15 protein-coding genes and 5 pseudogenes are annotated in these 17642 nt (G+C 53.6%); 14 read left to right on the top strand and 6 right to left on the bottom strand.

All coding sequences use genetic code 11. From position 1 onward, the window contains the following. The first annotated feature begins 227 nt into the window (after nucleotides 1–227). On the top strand, nucleotides 228–410 hold the full coding sequence (locus K3T83_RS51930; RefSeq protein ID WP_220210927.1) for a hypothetical protein: 183 nt from the start codon (nucleotides 228–230) through the stop codon (nucleotides 408–410). Between the two features lie 64 nt (nucleotides 411–474). After that, nucleotides 475–1200, top strand: a pseudogene (locus tag K3T83_RS51925) (IS6 family transposase); the annotation flags it as partial. Between the two features lie 51 nt (nucleotides 1201–1251). On the opposite strand, the pseudogene K3T83_RS56890 reads toward K3T83_RS51925, so the two are convergent. Then, nucleotides 1252–1485: pseudogene (locus K3T83_RS56890) on the bottom strand (universal stress protein); the annotation flags it as partial. Between the two features lie 278 nt (nucleotides 1486–1763). On the opposite strand from K3T83_RS56890, the gene K3T83_RS51920 reads away from it, so the two are divergent. Beyond that, nucleotides 1764–2120 (top strand): hypothetical protein, encoded by a 357-nt coding sequence (locus tag K3T83_RS51920; RefSeq protein ID WP_220210926.1) that lies wholly within the window; start codon nucleotides 1764–1766, stop codon nucleotides 2118–2120. 373 nt (nucleotides 2121–2493) lie between these two features. Here K3T83_RS51920 and K3T83_RS51915 read toward each other — a convergent pair whose 3' ends face one another. Next, a complete protein-coding gene (locus K3T83_RS51915) occupies nucleotides 2494–2694 on the bottom strand; it encodes a hypothetical protein (protein WP_220210925.1) in 201 nt (66 codons plus the stop codon). A gap of 176 nt (nucleotides 2695–2870) precedes the next feature. Here K3T83_RS51915 and K3T83_RS51910 point away from each other — a divergent pair, with 176 nt between their 5' ends. Together K3T83_RS51910 and K3T83_RS51905 are read left to right on the top strand one after the other, a co-directional pair. Then, the gene (locus K3T83_RS51910; protein ID WP_220210924.1) at nucleotides 2871–4220 is read left to right on the top strand and encodes an NRAMP family divalent metal transporter; all 1350 of its coding nucleotides are present in this window, start codon (nucleotides 2871–2873) and stop codon (nucleotides 4218–4220) included. 129 nt (nucleotides 4221–4349) lie between these two features. Then, the gene (locus K3T83_RS51905; protein WP_220210923.1) at nucleotides 4350–6092 is read left to right on the top strand and encodes a bifunctional aminoglycoside phosphotransferase/ATP-binding protein; all 1743 of its coding nucleotides are present in this window, start codon (nucleotides 4350–4352) and stop codon (nucleotides 6090–6092) included. Here the strand turns inward: K3T83_RS51905 and K3T83_RS58445 are convergent. Beyond that, a complete protein-coding gene (locus K3T83_RS58445) occupies nucleotides 6069–6275 on the bottom strand; it encodes a Rieske 2Fe-2S domain-containing protein (protein ID WP_220210922.1) in 207 nt (68 codons plus the stop codon). The two genes, K3T83_RS51905 and K3T83_RS58445, sit on opposite strands and share 24 nt — an antisense overlap. Between K3T83_RS58445 and K3T83_RS51895 the strand changes: the two genes are divergently transcribed. The 9 genes and pseudogenes from K3T83_RS51895 (at nucleotide 6192) to K3T83_RS51860 (ending at nucleotide 12887) form a co-directional block, all read left to right on the top strand. Beyond that, nucleotides 6192–6416: a hypothetical protein gene (locus K3T83_RS51895; RefSeq protein ID WP_220211161.1), complete on the top strand. Its 225-nt coding sequence runs from the start codon at nucleotides 6192–6194 to the stop codon at nucleotides 6414–6416. The two genes, K3T83_RS58445 and K3T83_RS51895, sit on opposite strands and share 84 nt — an antisense overlap. Before the next feature lie 166 nt (nucleotides 6417–6582). Continuing rightward, nucleotides 6583–7455 carry an IS6 family transposase gene (locus K3T83_RS51890; protein WP_220210921.1) on the top strand — a complete coding sequence of 291 codons (873 nt, stop codon included), beginning with the start codon at nucleotides 6583–6585 and terminating at the stop codon, nucleotides 7453–7455. After that, a pseudogene (locus tag K3T83_RS58440) lies at nucleotides 7430–7489 on the top strand (hypothetical protein); the annotation flags it as partial. The gene K3T83_RS51890 and the pseudogene K3T83_RS58440, both read left to right, overlap by 26 nt. Before the next feature lie 87 nt (nucleotides 7490–7576). After that, nucleotides 7577–7750, top strand: a complete 174-nt coding sequence (locus K3T83_RS56885) for a hypothetical protein (RefSeq protein WP_236065290.1) — start codon at nucleotides 7577–7579, stop codon at nucleotides 7748–7750. After that, nucleotides 7687–9204 carry an ABC transporter permease gene (locus K3T83_RS51880; RefSeq protein WP_220210920.1) on the top strand — a complete coding sequence of 506 codons (1518 nt, stop codon included), beginning with the start codon at nucleotides 7687–7689 and terminating at the stop codon, nucleotides 9202–9204. Before K3T83_RS56885 ends, K3T83_RS51880 begins: the two co-directional genes overlap by 64 nt. Then, nucleotides 9101–10213 (top strand): ABC transporter permease, encoded by a 1113-nt coding sequence (locus K3T83_RS51875; RefSeq protein WP_220210919.1) that lies wholly within the window; start codon nucleotides 9101–9103, stop codon nucleotides 10211–10213. The genes K3T83_RS51880 and K3T83_RS51875 overlap by 104 nt, the downstream gene beginning before the upstream one ends. A gap of 37 nt (nucleotides 10214–10250) precedes the next feature. Then, complete coding sequence (locus tag K3T83_RS51870; RefSeq protein WP_220203673.1) at nucleotides 10251–11480, top strand: ISAs1 family transposase; 1230 nt, start codon at nucleotides 10251–10253, stop codon at nucleotides 11478–11480. A 90-nt stretch (nucleotides 11481–11570) separates the two neighbouring features. Beyond that, nucleotides 11571–11969 (top strand): annotated as a pseudogene (locus tag K3T83_RS51865) (IS6 family transposase); the annotation flags it as partial. Between the two features lie 98 nt (nucleotides 11970–12067). Continuing rightward, nucleotides 12068–12887, top strand: a pseudogene (locus tag K3T83_RS51860) (IS6 family transposase). A 273-nt stretch (nucleotides 12888–13160) separates the two neighbouring features. On the opposite strand, the gene K3T83_RS51855 reads toward K3T83_RS51860, so the two are convergent. The 3 genes from K3T83_RS51855 to K3T83_RS51845 all read right to left on the bottom strand — a co-directional run bounded on the left by K3T83_RS51855 (nucleotide 13161) and on the right by K3T83_RS51845 (nucleotide 17514). Further along, nucleotides 13161–14486, bottom strand: a complete 1326-nt coding sequence (locus tag K3T83_RS51855) for an ATP-grasp domain-containing protein (RefSeq protein WP_220210918.1) — start codon at nucleotides 14484–14486, stop codon at nucleotides 13161–13163. Nucleotides 14487–15165: 679 nt separating this feature from the next. Then, the gene (locus K3T83_RS51850; RefSeq protein WP_373324761.1) at nucleotides 15166–16587 is read right to left on the bottom strand and encodes a sulfatase family protein; all 1422 of its coding nucleotides are present in this window, start codon (nucleotides 16585–16587) and stop codon (nucleotides 15166–15168) included. A gap of 441 nt (nucleotides 16588–17028) precedes the next feature. Next, nucleotides 17029–17514 carry a type I-C CRISPR-associated protein Cas8c/Csd1 gene (locus K3T83_RS51845; protein ID WP_220210916.1) on the bottom strand — a complete coding sequence of 162 codons (486 nt, stop codon included), beginning with the start codon at nucleotides 17512–17514 and terminating at the stop codon, nucleotides 17029–17031. Nucleotides 17515–17642: the final 128 nt, after the last annotated feature.

Here is a 17642-nt window from a genome sequence, read left to right as displayed (position 1 = left end):
AGGGCATGAAAATGGAGTATACTCGTTGGGTGGTCGGCGTGCAGTGATCGGTCCCGCAATTGGCGTGGCGAACCCGAATCAAAAGGTGATCCAGGTGCGGACTGCAAGAGATGATTGTTGCCATCCCCCTGGGGAAGAGCACGGCCTCGGAAACTTGTTGTCCGTTACGCACCCCGCGCCCTCCCACCCTAAGAGTGTAAGCGATTTCCATGAAGAGGAGAGGTTCCATGCAAGTGCTTCACCAACGCTGTGCTGGTCTGGATGTGCATAAGAAGACCGTTGTTGTCTGCATTCTCATTACTCTGTTGGATGGAACCATTCAACAGAAAAGCCGAACGTTTTCAACCATGACCACAGATCTTCTTGCTTTGGCGGATTGGTTGAAGGCGTGGCGGATGCGTCAGAACTGAGAAGGATGCTCTGCCTTTTGTGATAGACTGATGGTCACACGCACATTTTGAGGAGGAGTACCGCATGAACTGTCCAGGCTGTCTGTCCACGGCAACCAAGGAGCAGAAGAAGAAAACGGCGCTGGGCTACCGGACGTTCCGCTGTTCCATCTGCCAGCACGCCTTCAATGAACGTAGCGGCACTCCTTTCAATTATTTGGAATATCCTACCGATCTCGTCGTGCTCGTCGTGCTGTGGAGGCTTCGCTATAAGTTGAGTCTGCGGGACCTGGCCGAGATGTTCTTGCAACGGGGTTTCGTGTTTACACATGAAGCGGTACGAGATTGGGAAGCTCGCTTTGCTCCGTTGCTAGCAGATCAGTTGCGATCCAGGCGGCGTGGATGTGCTGGAACCGTTTGGCATGTTGATGAAACCTACGTCAAAGTGCAAGGGAAGTGGTGTTACCTGTATCGGGCCATTGATCGAGATGGCAATCTCGTTGACTCGATGCTGAGCCAGAAACGGGATATGGATGCAGCGCAGCGATTTTTCCAGCAAGCGCTCGAGACGGTGGGCCATGCACCAGAGCGAGTCACCACCGATGGGCATGTTACCTATCCACGAGCAATACGTGAGACCCTTGGCGGAGAAGTTCTCCACCAATGTAGTCACTACCTCAATAATCTCATAGAACAGAATCATCGTGGCATCAAACAACGCTACTACCCCATGCGAGGCTTTGGAAACTTCGCATCCGCAGCACAATTTTGCCGAGCCTTTGATGAGGTGCGCCAATTCTTTCGCTTCCGCTTGAGCAGGTGGCCCAACGGCAATCTCCGTTTCCACTGTGACTTCCTCCTGGCCGATGGCCTGTTTCTGATGGGCCAGATACTGCCTTGCTTCGGCAATATGGGATTCAACAGTATAGGTCATAGACCAGCGCTCAGGCGGCACCGGCCACAATTCGGTAATAGGATTGACGGCATGAAACAAAATGACGGTGCCATGTGTTGCCTGAGCAAGACGAAGGGCAACCGGAAGAGCACGTTCTGCACGAGCGGATTCGTCTAAAGGAACAAGGATGCGTTTGAACATCATCTTTCTCCTTTCTGATGTGCCTCCTTGCACGAGATCGACCCATCACATCACGCTATCTAGCATAGCAGCGCCTCCTCTCAACTCCATCACAGGGCAGCATCAATCCTTCACGATTCGCTCACGGTGATACGCTCAATTGCGCACTCCTTCAGAGAGAACAACTCTTCCATTACGTGACGGAGTTGTAATCCCCGACGCCGTTTTTGTGATGGTGATGTGAACAATATGCGCTATCCTTTTCGCCAGAAGAGAAACAAAGGAAGGAGCAGAAGCCGATGTCTACTACATCACTTCCAGAGTCACAGCCAGCCAGATGCGTCGAGTACACCGTGCGGCCAGATATTAGCTTGTATCAAGCATTGCGCAGTCGTTTTCTTCTCGACCAGATCACCTATACCGTCGGTGATTGCCCTGATGACATCTTCAAGCGCTTTATTACTCTCTGTAGCCAGACAGTGGGATATAGCAAGTACTGGAAACCGCTTCACCTGCATAAACTGTTGCATATGCTGGATCAAGACTGTAGTGATGTAGCGCGCTGGTATGCTATCGAGATCTTATTGACGCATCGGGTGATCGTTCCTCTAAAGAGGAATGAAGGAAAGCAGGTAGGCAGAGCCAGTGTCGCCTGATACCTCCTTGCCTTCAAATGAAATGCCTCATATGTCCCGCGCTCAGACAAACTATACTATTGTGATCGATCCGAGAAACAAATCCGACATTTTGTGACTGTAGCGAGATTTCCATTGTATATACTGTCAGTGTTCCCGAAAAGGAATGGTACACCAGAGATTCACACAACGACGTGTGCTTTTCCTCCCTCCACCGGGCGGGTGAGCAGAATGTGGTCTCGACCACTCTACGGGTTCCTGGGCCGGAGCCGAGATATCCTTCCCCATATCCGGTCCAGGAACCCGTCTCGCTCGGCTTTCATCACGTTGGACGTGCCGTTTTCTATCTACTGCTTCTCATCCTTGCCCGGGAAAGCGAAAGGACCACCAGGGGTTATTCCTGGCGGTCCTTCTGTGCTAAGCTAGCCTGTTGGAGCAACTGCTGAAGCAAGATCTCCCGCGTGAGATGACATGCGTGCAGTATACGTGGATCGGCAAGCTGGTAATGAACCTGAGTTCCGACGCGTTGAGTCCGCACGATGCCACGCTGGCGCATGATGGTCATCCCACTCACAAAGGCTACCTGTTTTCTCATATGACGATCATGCTTGAGACGAGCAAGGTCACAAAGTGCTCACAAAGCCTGGCAGGCTAAGCGAAAGGCCTTTTAAAGCTTGAGTTTTTATATTAGGCGATGCTAATATCTTACTAAAGAGGTAGGATTTCTATCGCTTGCAAACAAATAAAAAATAGGAAGAGTGTATTGATACAATGGATATACCTTCTCGTAAGGATGGAAGAGGTTTCATAGAACGGTCTACTCTACCCCACGAAGTCGTCAGTGCCCTATCCATACCGAAATCGCAGCATCGGTATACCTCGCTCTGGCGACATGTCATTTACTGGCTGGCCGTGATTGGTCCTGGACTGATGGTCATGCTGGCCGATACCGATGCTGGCAGCATTATCACGGCAGCCCAATCGGGAGCGCAGTGGAAATATGCTCTGTTGCTACCACAGCTTCTTTTGATCCCCATTCTCGCTATTGTGCAAGAAATGACGGTGCGCCTGGGCGTAGTGACCCACAAAGGGCACGGAGAACTAATTCGACAGCATTTCGGCATGCGATGGGCAGTGGTTTCTGTCGTCACTCTTTTTCTAGCGGCGGTAGGCGCGCTGGTGACAGAATTCGCCGGTATTGCCGGAGTCGGAGAGATGCTCCATATCTCACCCTGGATCAGTGTTCCTCTGGTCACGGTCCTGCTGATCTGGATCGGAGTGAGCGGGAGTTATCGCCGGGTCGAGCGCGTCGGCATTGCTGTCGGTCTGCTGGAACTGCTTTTTCTCCCCGCCGCTTTTCTGGTTCACCCTAATGCGGGCCAGATAGCGCGTGCTTTGACTAATGTACCCCTCCAGAACGGCAATTATCTTTTTCTGCTGGCGGCCAATGTTGGCGCGGTGATTATGCCCTGGATGGTCTTTTATCAGCAAGGGGCGATAGTAGATAAGCATCTGCATGGTAGTCAACAGCTAAAGATTGCACGCTGGGATACCTGCCTGGGAGCCATCGTTACGCAGGTTGTGATGATAGCAGTGATGGTCATGGTTGCGGCAACCATCGGACAACAGAACTCAGGAGCGTCGTTACAAACTATTCAGGACATCGCCACCGGACTGCAACCAACGCTGGGAGTTGTGGGGGCCATCGTGTTCTGTGGTCTGGGCATGGCCGGTGCTGGATTTCTGGCCTCGCTGGTCGTTTCTCTGGCGGGAGCATGGGGCATCGGTGAAGCCTTTGGTCTCAATCATAGTTTGAACCTGCCCTTTTATAAGGCGAAGGGCTTCTACATCATCTATACCCTGGCACATCTTGGAGGAGCGGTTCTGGTGCTTTCTGGCCTCTCCCTGGTGAATCTCACTGTGGATATTGAAGTCATGAATGCTATTCTGCTGCCTATCGTTCTGGGCTTTTTACTGGCCCTGGAGCGTGTTGCGCTCCCGCCAGAGCGTCGTATGCATGGATGGCATAAATTGGTGGCCTGGGGTGTCAGCCTGCTGGTGATCGGGTTCGGCCTCTACATGGCTGGCTACGTGGTGCTCCAACCATTCCTGCACTTCTAGATGAGCGACAAGAGGTGCGTGGAGGCCTTGTGATGCTATCGGCCAGAAATGAGAGGAATTTGTCACGGCAAAGAGGTATCTCCTCCAGGAGGAGAGATGGAGAGAGGAAGTTCTGGAAGGAGACGAACCATGCAAAGGAGTGTCAGCACATTTCAAACGATGTTGGATGACCTGACGCAGATACAGGCATTTCCAGTTCCGGTTTCGACAAAGATGCCAATCACGCTCATACAGACGCACGCCTCTGCAGTCGTGCTCACCCATGAGTATGTCTATAAAATCAAGAAGCCGATGAACTTCGAGTTCTTTGATTATTCCACGTCTGCCCAGCGCCGCTTTTTCTGTCAGCAGGAGGTTCGCCTCAATGCTCCATTTGCGCCGGGTGTCTACCTGCGTATAGCTCCTATTGTATCGCCTCCGAGAGGTAGAGCATGCTTCGGGCCAACGCTGCCTCTCGATAGAGTTCCTTTTCCCGGCGATAACTATGCTGGGGGAGAGATCATCGACTTCGCGGTGGTTATGAAGCGCCTGCCCGATACAGCCACTCTGGAGGCGCGAGTACAGGCAGACACTCTTGACGTATCATCTCTGTCCGCCCTTGCTCGTTTTGTTGCAGCTTTTCATACCAAAACGCCCACAAATGAGCAGATCGCTCACTTTGGGAGCCTGGACGTGATCTCGGCCAACTGGGAAGAGAACTTCAGTCAGATACACCCCTTTATTAACCGCATCCTGGACAACGATACCTATGAGCAGATGGTGACATATGTGCATGCTTTTTTAAAGCATCGCACAGCTCTCTTTGCCCAACGCATCGGGCAGGGACGCATTCGAGATTGTCACGGGGATTTACGTCTGCAACACGTCTATCTGCTGAATAAGGCCGTCGATGGCAACAGCCAGTCCCCGGCATTTGTGCTGCTCGACCGCATCGAGTTCAATGAACGCTTTCGCTATAGCGATGTTGCCAGTGAAATTGCGTTTCTGACGATGGAAATAGAGGCGGCTGGACGCGCAGACCTGGCCCGCAGCTTTACGCAAGCCTATGTCGATGCCACCAGCGATCATACATTACAGGAATTGTTGCCCTTTTATCAATGCTATCGCGCCTGCGTACGCGGCAAAGTAATGGCATTCCTGCTGGACGAAAGCGAGATTTCAACCGAACAACGCCTTACAGCCGAGCAACAGGCCAGAACGCTCTTTGCGCTGGCTGCTCATTATGCCCGAACCCCTGTGCAGCCAGCAGTCGTCATGGTTGGTGGATTGATGGGAACGGGCAAAAGCACAGTGACTCATGCGCTTCAACAAACGCTCGGTTGGAGCCTGTTCTCTTCTGATGAAATACGCAAACATCTTGCTCTCCTCGCACCAGCCCATCCCCAGGCAGAGGCCTTCGGACAGGGCATTTATGGACCGATCTGGACCGAACAAACCTATCAGGCCCTCCATCAAAAGGCCGGTGAAGTCCTGGCGCAGGGCCGCTCCGTCCTGCTGGATGCCTCCTTCCTCCAAAAGGCCAATCGCCAGGCAGTAGCCGAGGTGGCGCGGACCCGCAATGCAGCCGTTGTGTTTGTTGAATGTCGCTGTGACCAGCCAATCGCGCTTGAGCGGCTAGCAACGCGCTGGCAAAGGCGGATGACAGGAGCGCAGATGGTAGATGAAGTCTCATCCGCATCCGATGGGCGTCCAGCGCTCTACGAGGCACAAAAAGCCGTGTGGGAGAGCGTCCAACCTGACGAATCTCCTGGCATGAAGCATATCCTCGTCAACACGGCCTCGCCCCTGCCTCGCTGTCTTGAGCTCATTCTGGAGACGTGTGGAATCGCTCGATTGGCCTGCCCGTTGTCAGGGGACATTAGCCGGTCGTAATGGTTCCATCTCCATTAACCCTGACCGGAACGGCTGTCGCGGTCGGTTGGGCGGCCCTTGCAGCACAGAAGCGTTGTTGGCCGGGTCAAAGAGCGCGTTATGGCGAGGACAGACAATCTTTTGCTGGCCGCTATCATAATAACACGTCACTCCCTCATGGGTACAGGCAGACTCGAACGCCACAAAATTCCCGTTGGACAGGTGGATGAGCAAGCTCTTATTGCTATCTGTCGGATTCGTGAACGTCTTCGACGTATTGCTCCCTGGCCTGTCGAACCAATCACTGTTCCCGTATGCCCTGGCGTCGGCGTTGGACTGGTTTGAGTTGTTAGTGTCGGACTCGGTTTCGCTGTCGCGGTAGGACTTGGTTTTGGCGTCGCAGTAGGACTGGATGCGTCAGAACTGAGACCGAAACCTCAACCAGAGATAAATTCTTGACACCTCTATGATAGACTGATGATGAGGCAAATTGTTTTCAGGAGGGATCCCTATGAACTGTCCACATTGTACATCTCAGAACACAAAGGAACAGCGCAAGAAAACAGCACTTGGTTACCGCACCTTTCACTGCTCAGCTTGCAAGCGATGCTTCAATGAACGAAGCGAGACGCCCTTCAATTTTCTTGAATATCCCACCGATACCGTTCTGCTCGTCGTGCTGTGGAGGCTTCGCTATAAGTTGAGTCTGCGGGACCTGGCTGAGATGTTCTTGCAACGGGGTTTTGCGTTCACACATGAAGCGGTGCGAGATTGGGAAGCACGCTTTGCACCACTCATTGGGGATCAACTGCGCAGAAAGCGACGTGGACAAGCTGGAATATCGTGGTACGTCGACGAGACGTACGTGAAGGTGCAGGGAAAATGGTGTTACCTCTATCGGGCGATCGATCGAGATGGCAATCTGGTTGACTCACGCCTGAGCGAGAAGCGAGATATGGAGGCGGCAAAGCAGTTTTTCAGCCAGGCTATAGCAACGGTGGGACATGCTCCAGAGCGGGTGACGACCGATGGACATGATTCCTATCCGCGTGCGATCCGTGAGACCCTTGGCGGTGAAGTCATTCATCGGTGTAACCCCTATCTCAACAATCGAATGGAGCAAGACCACCGTTGCATCAAACAACGCTACTACCCCATGCGCGGGTTTGGAAACTTCACGTCGGCATCACGTTTCTGTCGAGCATTTGAGGAAGTACGCCAGTTCTTTCGCTTTCGCACCACCATGCAGCAATACATTTCTCTGGCAGATCGACGCCGTTTGTTTCGTCAACGATTGGATGCTTTGAAAGCCATGGCGCTGGCGGCCATGTGGGCGAGAAGTTCCCTCAACACGTTTTATTGCTTCCCCTGTTCTGAGTTCTGACACATCCCTCTCAGGAGGTGAGCAGCAGCGTACGGCGATTGCGCGGGCTCTGGCCAATGATCCTCCGCTCATCGTTGCTGATGAACCGACTGGCAACCTCGATACCCGGACTGCTGACGCGGTGCTCAATCTGTTTACTGACCTGGTTGGGCAGGGGAAGACGGTCGTGCTTGTCACCCATGAACGCGACATCAGACGCCACGTCAGTCGGCAGATAACACTGGTGGATGGTTGCATTGCCGACGATGCACGAAGCGAAGCGCATCATCGAGCGTCAGGGGAGGTACAGCAGTGACAAGGCTTCTCTTCATCAAGCTGCTCAAGGATCTACGAACAACCTGGACACGCATACTGCTGATGGTTGTCGCTATCAGTATCAGCCTGGTCGCTTTCGGCACCGTGCTGTATACGCGTTCAATCATCGATCCCCAGATCAGCAACGGCTACACGAGCACTCAACCTGCTTCAGCCAGAATCGTGCTCTCTGAGGAAGTCGAGCAGGAGCAGGTTGACACCATCCGCAGCGCGGCCCTGGCTGAACCTGGCATCATCGACGCGACGCTGCGGGCCGTGAGCACGTTCCAAATGCAGACACAGGACGGTCGCTTGTCGGCGATTCCGCTCCAGATCTTCATCGCTGCCCCCAACGATCCGATGAGGATCGCCAGGTTCCCGGTTGAGCAAGGGAGTTGGCCGCCTCCTCCTAACGGAGTCCTGATCGAGCGGGAGGCACTCAGGTTCCTGAACCTGAAAGTCGGTGACAGTCTGGTGATTGCCGGTCTCGACGGCAGACCGGTTTCCCTCAGAATCACCGGAGTTGTCCATGACCCCAGCCTGGCGCCTGCCTACGAGGAGCAAAAGGGCTACGGCTATATCTCGACGGCGACGCTCCCGCTCCTGGGCAAACCGCCCGTTCTCGACGAACTGGCGATCACTGTCGCGGACCAGCCTGGAGGAACGGTGCCGAGCCACAACCGAGAGGTCATCGTACAGACCGTGCTTCGTCTCGCCAACCGGTTGAAGCAAACACACCACCTCTCCATCGAGCAGATACAAGTTCCTCCCCCCTATCAACATCCGCACCAGGGGCAGATGAACATGCTGCTGCTGGCGCTTCTCGCCTTCGGCGTCCTGTCGTTGTTGCTTAGCGCCATCCTGGTCGCCACCATGTTGAACGGACTGCTCACCCGGCAGATCCCTCAGATCGGAATACTGAAGGCCATCGGTGCTCGTTCGCGTCAGACCTTGCAGTTGTACCTGTTCATGACGCTGCTGGTGACGGCGGTGGCTACCGCCCTGGCCTTCCTCCCCGGCATCATATTGGGTCGTGGATGGGCCCAGGTGATGCTGGTCAACATGCTGAACATGGACCCGACCAGCCTTGCGGCTCCGTGGTGGACGTACGCGCTCGTCATCACCGCCGGTGTTGGCCTGCCGCTGGTGATGGCACTGGTCCCTCTCATGCGGGCAAGTCGCAGAACAGTTCGGGAGACGCTCGACGACCGTGGCATGGGCCAGAAGGTGCTCAGAGCAAAGGGCCTTGATACCTGGCTGAGCAGGCTGCGCGGCCTCGACCGCAAGTGGCTCCCTCCTGGCGCTGCGCAACACCTTTCGGCGTCGAGCGCGCTTCGGGCTCGCAGTTGGATTGCTGGCGCTGGCCGGGGCCATTTTCATCAGCGGACTGAACACATCAGCGGGCATCGAGGCGATACCAGACACCCTCGCGGCAGAACAACGATGGGACGTTGAAGTAGCACTGGATGCACCAGTTTCCGCAACCAGGCTCGAAAGCGTCGTTGCACGCATCCCGCATGTGACCCATGTCGAAACCTGGACCTCGGAGCCAGCAGCACTCCAATCCTCTGGACAGGTCGACGTCACTACGACATATCCAGATCAAGGGCACGGCTCTCTGAATGTGACCACGGTGCCGGAGACTTCATCAGTATTCGTCCCACCTCCCGTTCTGGAGGGGCGATGGCTGCGTTCAGATGACACGAACGCGATGGTTCTTCCTCAGATGATGAAGAACCTGCTGCAAGGTCGGCGCGTTGGCGAGGCGACCATCCAGCTCGCAGTTGGGGGGAAACGCACCACCTGGCGCGTCGTGGGCATCGTAGAGGAATTGTTCGCGCCAACGTGCCCCTGTGTGTCGCGCGCTGGCTTCGATCAGGTCACCGGTCGCACCGGTCAGGCCAACATCATCCGCATCGTCACCGATAGTCACGATGCGCAGACACGGATGGCTCTTGGTCAGATGGTCAGGCAAACGCTGACGAATGCCGCGATCAAGGTGCGGTACGTGCGGCCACTCGACTGGCTTACCGCGGTCTCAACAGGCCACCTTTCTGTGCTGGTTGTCGTCTTCCTGTTGATGGCCTCGGTCATGGGCGTAGTTGGACTGATAGGGCTGGGCTCGACGATGAGCACAAACGTGCTCGAGCGCACCCGCGAGTTCGGCGTGATGAGGGCGATTGGGGCACCTGCCTCCATCGTGCGCCGCGTCGTGGTTGCCGAAGGCGTCTTTACGGCTGCCTTATCCTGCGTGGTTGCGGTCGTTGTTGCCCTCCTTCTCACCAGGGTTATGGATGTGGGGCTAGGCAACCTGTTTCTCGGCGCGCCACTGCCGTTTCGGTTCTCGACAAGCGCGTTGCTTGTCTGGGCAGTGGCAATCGTCCTCGGTGCCATACTGACTACCCTGGCTCCAGGGCTTTCCAATTCTCAAAGAGGAGGTGAAAAAGAAGAGTTTTTCTTGTAGAATACAAAAAACATCACATCGACAAGGAAAACTCTCTATGGACTATACAACATGGAACGTGCCACCTCAAGCGGAGATGGAAGCAGCGGAAAGCGCAGTTCTCTCGCTCTATGAAGCATTGCAAGGACTGACTGATCCCAGGCGTGCGCAAGGCAAACGCTACTCTTTGGCAGTGATCTTGTGCCTGCTTGTGCTTGCCAAACTTGCGGGACAAAAAACATTGAGTGCAGCCACCGAATGGATTCGCCATCGAGCAGGATACTTGGCCCAACACTTTGAGTTACGACGAGAGAAGATGCCATGTCAGACGACCTATTGGAACGTCTTGGCGAAAGTGGATGGGAAACACCTTGATGAGATCTTATCAGCTTTTTTTGTGCGATGGGAGGCTCAGATCCGGTGTGGAGACGAGCCAAGTCGGTTACACACTCCACAGAGTCAAGCCGATCATGCTCATCTGGCGATTGACGGGAAAACATTGCGTGCCACGACCTCACAAGAACATCCAATCCATCAACTCAGTTGTTATGAGGTCGCCACTGGCATTGTCTTGTGGCACTGTAATGTCGGGGCCAAAGAGAACGAGATCAGTGCGCTCAAACCCTTATTGACTCCCTCATGTGTGAAAGGACGTATCTTGACTCTTGATGCCATGCATACCCAACGTGATCTCTGTAGCCGCGTGCATCAACTAGCCGGAGATTATATTTTGATCGCCAAAGAGAACCAACCGACCCTCCAGGAAGATATTGCGGACTTGCTCGAAGATCGCGGCCCTGATCGTCGTCGGTGGAAACAAGCAGAGACGTGGGACAAAGCTCATGGACGGAAAGAACATCGAGCTATCACGTGCAGTCCTGATCTCAATGAGTGGTTTGGCAAGCAATGGGAAGGCATCGAGCAAGTCTTTCGGCTCGAACGGACGACCTTCTTGCTCAAAGCTGGCACGCTTCGTCATGAAGTCGTCTATGGACTGAGTAGTCTCTCCATGCGCCAAGCGCCACCTAGCCGCCTGCTCGCTTTGATTCGGGAGCATTGGGCCATCGAAAATCGGCTGCATTATCGCCGCGACGGAAGTTTAGGGGAAGATGCCTGTCAAACGCGCACTGGACGAGTACCGAGCCTTCTGGCTCAACTCAACAGCACCATCTTGAGCTTGATGGATCGCGTTGGCGTTCGCAACGTTGCTCGACAGATGCGCTATTTTGACGCTCACCCTCAACAAGCTCTTGCTCTCCTTTTCACTGGTTCTTGTACTGTTTATTAGAATTGGAAAGCCCTGACCCTGGCTCCGGTTGTGTTGCAAGAAAGGAGCTGATCTGTTAAGGTGGAGGGAAAGATTTCCTGAGGAGCCACCATGAGCGAACAGCATCCCTTCAAATGGCGTCATTTCCAACCTGAAATCATTCTCCTGTGTGTGCGCTGGTATCTTCGGTATTCGCTCAGCTATAGGGATCTCGAAGAAATCATGCTCGAACGAGGGTTGCGGGTCGATCATACCACGATTTCTCGTTGGGTCCAACACTATGCACCTGAGCTGGAACGACGTTGCCGTCCCCATTTGAAGACCACAACAGACTCCTGGCGGGTCGATGAGACGTACATCAAAGTGAAAAAAGAGTGGATGTATCTCTATCGAGCGGTTGATTCAAATGGCCAAACGCTGGAGTTTCTCTTGAGTCCGACACGCGATGCCCAGGCGGCCAAATGTTTCTTCCTCAAAGCACTATGTTCCACCCCAGGTTCAGCCCCTCAAACGGAAGTGTCAGAACTGAGAACAGGGCTAAGGAGCGTGATCCCACATGTGGTAGACTGAGGGCCATTAACCTATCATTATATGATGAGGAGGAAGCCATGAACTGCCCATATTGCACTTCTCCTACCACCAAGGAACAGACCAAGAAGACGTCGCTGGGTTATCGGACATTCCGTTGCTCTGACTGCAGACGGATCGGTCCCCGAGCGCACAGGAACTGTGTTTAACTTCCTGGAATATCCCACTGACATCGTCCTGCAGGTCGTTCTATGGCGATTGCGGTACAAGTTGAGTCTGCGGGATGTAGCCGAAATATTTGTGGCGCGTGGGATTGTTTTCACCCATGAGGCAGTTCGCGACTGGGAAACTCGTTTTGCGCCACTGATTGCAAATCAACTACGGAGAAAGCGACGCGGACAAGCAGGCACCTGCTGGCATGCCGATGAAACCTACATCAAAGTGCGAGGGAAATGGTGCTATTTGTATCGCGCCATTGATCAAGACGGGAATCTGGTTGATTCAATGCTGAGTGAGAAACGGGATATGGAGGCAGCACAGCGATTTTTCCAGCAAGCCGTTGAGGGAGTTGGTCACGCACCGCAGCACGTTACAACAGATGGACATCGTTCCTATCCACGTGCCATCCGCGAAACGCTTGGTAATCCTGTTATTCACCAGTGTCACCACTATCTTAATAATATAATAGAACAAGATCATTGTGGCATCAAACAGCGCTATTATCCTATGCGCGGTTTTGGAAACTTCCTGTCAGCATCCCGCTTTTGTCGAGCGTTTGATGAGCTTCGTCAGTTCTTTCGCTTTCGTACCACTATCAGGCAACGTATTTCCTTGGCTCAACAACGTGATCTGTTCAGTGAGCGGCTAAATGCCTTCCATGCTCTGATTTTGAGCGCCTAATACCGAGACAAGTCGTGGCAGGATGGTTGAATCTGGGCCTTGGTTGAGATCCGCGTTCCCAGTTCTGACGCTTCCCCGCGCCGAAGTCGATCTGCTCAAGCTTCGTGTGCTCCATCACAGCAAAAAGAGTCAGGACAGAAAGAACAAGAAGAAGCAACTGAAGAAACCGAAGATCGTGAAAAACAGCGCAAGCTCTCTGCATGCCACCAATGAAATCAGCCTGGTTGCATAAGCTTCGGGCTCCTCGGCTCACTCCTTCCCAGTGGTGATCGTTCATTTCCCATCGAGGCTAGTGATCGTTTCTACTGCGGCGGCAGTCAAGCTATACGAGTTGACCGCGCCAGTCGAGATGTGGTGCGCAGTGCGCGGGTTCAACAGCAGTTGCCCGGTCACCATGCCGAGGGGGATGAGGCTAGGTGGGTCCATGCGGACCGGTGTCAGGTCTTCTCTGCTCTGGGCGAAGATCCCGCGGCCCTGCAGGTTTTCTCTGATAGTGCGCAGCAGTTCTCTGCGTGATCCGCCATGATCAGCGATTCCAAGGAGGATCGCTAAGAGGCTATGGCTACGTATCCCGAAGTGTCCTCGTATTGTCTCGCTGGCCCTTCCCTGCTCTCTAAGAGCGACCCGCACGGTGAGATCGGCGAGGTTCACGCCGGAAAGTGTGGCATTCATCGGCTCGACCAGCCGCGGGTTGCATTCAATGTAGGTCGGGCTCGAAGTTCCTTCGTTGAAGAGGTAGTCCAGTGCCAGCGGACCGTGCCACCTCAAGACCTGGCCGAGAGTCGCAAGATGATCTGCTACCTGCGAGTGATCCACGCTCATGCGGGCAGCGTGTCCACCACCCACACTCACCCCTCGCGTTTGTGTGCAGTGTGCAGCAAGCAGGGTGCCGTGTGCGAAAACGGCTTGAGCCTGGCACAGCCGACCCGCCGCTTCTTCCTGTACGACCAGTTCACGTGTTCCATCGAGCAAGCCCTGCTGTTCCAGCTCGAACACTGCGCGGGCTCGCTCACTTCCATCCGTGACACGCCAGACGCCCCGCCCTGCCGTACTGTAATCCGTTTTGAGATAACAGGGGAAGCGGTCCATCGCCTCCAGTTCCGCACGCGAACGGACGATGCGGGTCGGTGGCTGCGGCAGGCAGAGTCGTTCCATCATGCGAGCGAACGCGACCTTTCCCTGCACCTGCACAAAAGCGTCAAAAGGAGCGAGCGCGACACCAACGTCGCTGGGGAGTTGATCCTGCACCCTCGCAAAGAGAAACGCTTGCTCATGCACCGGCAGCAGCACATCATAGCGCTGCTGTGAGAGGTGGTCAAGCACGAACGCGAGATATCCCAGAGGGTCCGTTCCGACTGCCGGGCAGCGATAGTGGTGCCGAATGAAGCGGGAGAAGCGACTGATGCACAGGGGATTGGGGTCGCAGACATCGAGGTGATAGCCCGACTCCCCGAGGGCCGTGATCGTCTGTCGAGCTGAGAGACTGGACCCCTCTGAGAGCAGGATGCGAATGGATGCACGATGGCGACTATTCGGTCGGCCTTTGAATGAGGTATTTGTCGGGGGATCAGGTGTTGTCTTGCGAGGGTTCGTGGTCATGAACTTCCTTCGTCTTCTGTCGAATTCTACTCGTTACAGCATTTTTCCTGATTTCCAAGAAAATACCATGTCCCTTTTCGTATCAACGTCCACAGTGGACATGAACCCCCATTAGACTCAGCTACAAGCATACGTGATTCCTAAAGAAAACACAATCCTTATCTCTTCAGCATATCACTTTTTAGATCAGCAAGGTTGCGTAAGTTCCAAACATTGTGACAAATGGCAATTGCAAAAGTGTCCTTTTTGTCTTATTGCTGCAATGCATGTTTTTGTTATTCTTAGCAACGGCCACTTGCTAACGCCCCACATTGCCAGGGAGAAAGTTTTGCTAACGAGACGTTAACGCCAACAAAGCCAGATGGGATCAGCGGTGAGGAACGTTTAACGTAACGCCAACGTTGACCGCCGAACATTAACGTTTGGCGAGGGACATGGCCCGCTACGTCGTCTCATCCTCATATTGATGCTGTTGGCGAATTGCCAAAGGTCTGCTCTTGCTTTCGCACAAAGGTCATTTCCCTTTGAGCTTGGAAAATCAAATCGCCAACAGTAATTCACGCCCTGCCGCGCACCAGAGCCTCTGAAAATAGCGGTATTGAGAGCATTGGCCCGATATATAGTGCCATTTTCAGGGAAGCATCCATCCTCGTCCTACCTCCGTATAGGATGGGTTTCGTCAGGGAGCTGGTTGATCCTCCATAGAACGGCACGTGTCCATTTTACAAGATTTGAGGGTTGCCAGACGCTCTGAAAGGCTTTTCAGCAACAGTGGACCTGCTGTTGCTGCAAGGCTACTGAGTTCAGCAGGATCGGTTTTTAGATTGTACAGTTCTTTTTCTCCTGTACTATATTCTACATAGAGGTAATCCTTTGTACGGATGGCATGGTACTCGGGAATAACGATTTTGGCAGCCTTGCTCCCGCTGATATCGGTTTCTTGATCTGGATCGTCTGATTCCTGCAGCCCCAGATTCGTCTGAGGATGTGCGGAATTTTGCTGAAGCCAGTGCTCCACCAGATAGGATTGTCGCCATGTCGTTGGCATGTTACCATGCACAAGGGGGAGAAAGGACCGACCATCTACAAAAGATGCTGGTTTTACGCCCGCCATATCGGCAAAACTTGGGGCCAGATCAATGTTCCCTGTTATCTGATCAACGGTTTTACCAGCTGGAACTCCGGGTCCACGCACGACCAACGGCAAGTGAATATCCTCCTCATAGGCGGTTTGTTTTCCAGCGGGCAGACGATGCTGACCAAGATGGAAGCCGTTGTCCGAGGTAAAAACTATATAGGTGGTGTTCAACTGATTTGTTTTCTGAAGGGTTGTGTAGAGAGTAGCAATTGCTCTATCTACAGCCTGAAGTGATTGTAGTCGTTTTCGGTAGAGCTGATCAATTCGTGTTTGCGCCTGTGCGCTCAAGAGTGGCCGCTCATGAATATACGCTGGTTTGTCACTGGTATCGGCTTCATTGTAAGAAGGGGTGTGTGGTGCCTTCACATCAGGGAATAAATGCTGGTCGCGTGGAGCAGGTGTCGCTGGCTGGTGAGGCGCATACACGGCGAGGTAGGTGAAGAAGGGTTTGTGCTCCTTCGCGGACTGTGTAATAAAGCTAGTCGCTTTGCTCGTGTACACGTCCGTCCCGTAATCTTGTGATTGCTTCCCATAAGCGACCAGTTTGCCGTTCTCGTTGAGCGTATAGTTGAACTCAGAGTACGGGTTGCCCTTGGAAGCACTATCCCATTCATCCCAGCCAGGTGGAATGTACGTGTCTGATACACCGCCGGGATAGCCGTTGAGATACTTGCCGATCATGGCTGTGCGGTAGCCTGCTGAATGGAGCCACGTCCCGATAGTTGATTGCTCGAGGCCCAGCGTATAAGCAGTTTGAAATCCACCATTTGTGCCACCATTAGTCTCTACGTGGGTATTGTGGGAATACTGCCCACGCAATGTCGTTGAACGTGAGGGGCAACACAGCGAGACACTGACAAAGTAGTTTGAAAAGCTCACACCTTGATCGATCAATAACGATTTCAAATGTGGCATCACAGAGATTTCATCCATATTAAGATCATCCGTCAGAAGAAATAGGATGTTAGGACGATTTGTGGTAGTTGTCGTCGTAGCAGTGGCAGGAATGGTACTAGGCTGCTGCGGTTGTCCACTCCTGCAGGCGGAGGGAGATACAAGTATGCTAAAGAGTACTATTCCCATGCCGACACATACCATCATCGAGGCTCTTCGTTTCACAAAACACTCTCCCTTCAATGAACGCTATTCATCAGTCAAGAATAAAAATAGCAGAATAGATTAAGAAGTACTCAAGAAAGGCCCCAAATTTGATCAGAGAGGAGGATCTTGAAAGCTGAATCTAGCGCATCTTCGTCAACAGAGCCATTGGCGGCCAGTGTCCTAGCCCACGGAATGCGTAATGAGATTTCCTCATCGATCATCTGGCTTGCATGGATCCTTCCTGGTGCTCCTGCTTTCAGAGGGCCTGGTGCTTCTCCCTGGGGCTGTCAGTGTTAGAGAGCGCTAAAGCCGCGTTTCACTGCTTTCCTCTCGTGGTTCGGAGAGGATTTCTGGTACCTGCTTGACGCGCTCATTGCGCAGGAGCGCGCGGATGAAAGGACCACCTCCCTCTCGCTTGATCCACTCCTTGAGGTGGGGGTCCACCCGAAATTCATAGCGCTCGGTCAACTCCTGCCCGTCTTCCTCCAGATCCTCTTCGGCGAAAGGAAGGGAAGCACCAGTGCGCTCGTGGGTATAGCCCAGGGCAAAGGCCCCCTGTTCGCGCCGGTTGAGCGGTCCATCAAAGGCGCTCAGCGGGAGGTACTTCATCAAAGGAAAGAGAGTTTCTTCCTTGCCTGCGGCAATCATCGTTGCCAGCGCCTGGGGGATCACCTGCGGGGGATGCGTACAAGCCTGTTGATAGCAGTGCTCCACTGGCTGTTCCAGCACATTCTGTTGCGCAAGAAAAGCAAAGAGACGACCTAAGAAATATCCGCGATGCTGTGACATGTCTGTTTCCTCCTGACTCGATTGAGATACGGATCTCTCTGTACGGAAAGTATACCCGGACATTGTTAAGAAAACTTCAAGCTTCTCTCAAGATGTTCGGAAGTGCGATGTGGATGAGGCCCTCCATG

It is taken from the genome of Reticulibacter mediterranei (assembly GCF_016587455.1).
Note: the sequence above shows the minus strand (reverse complement) of the source record. Positions and strands in the feature narration are given on the sequence as shown.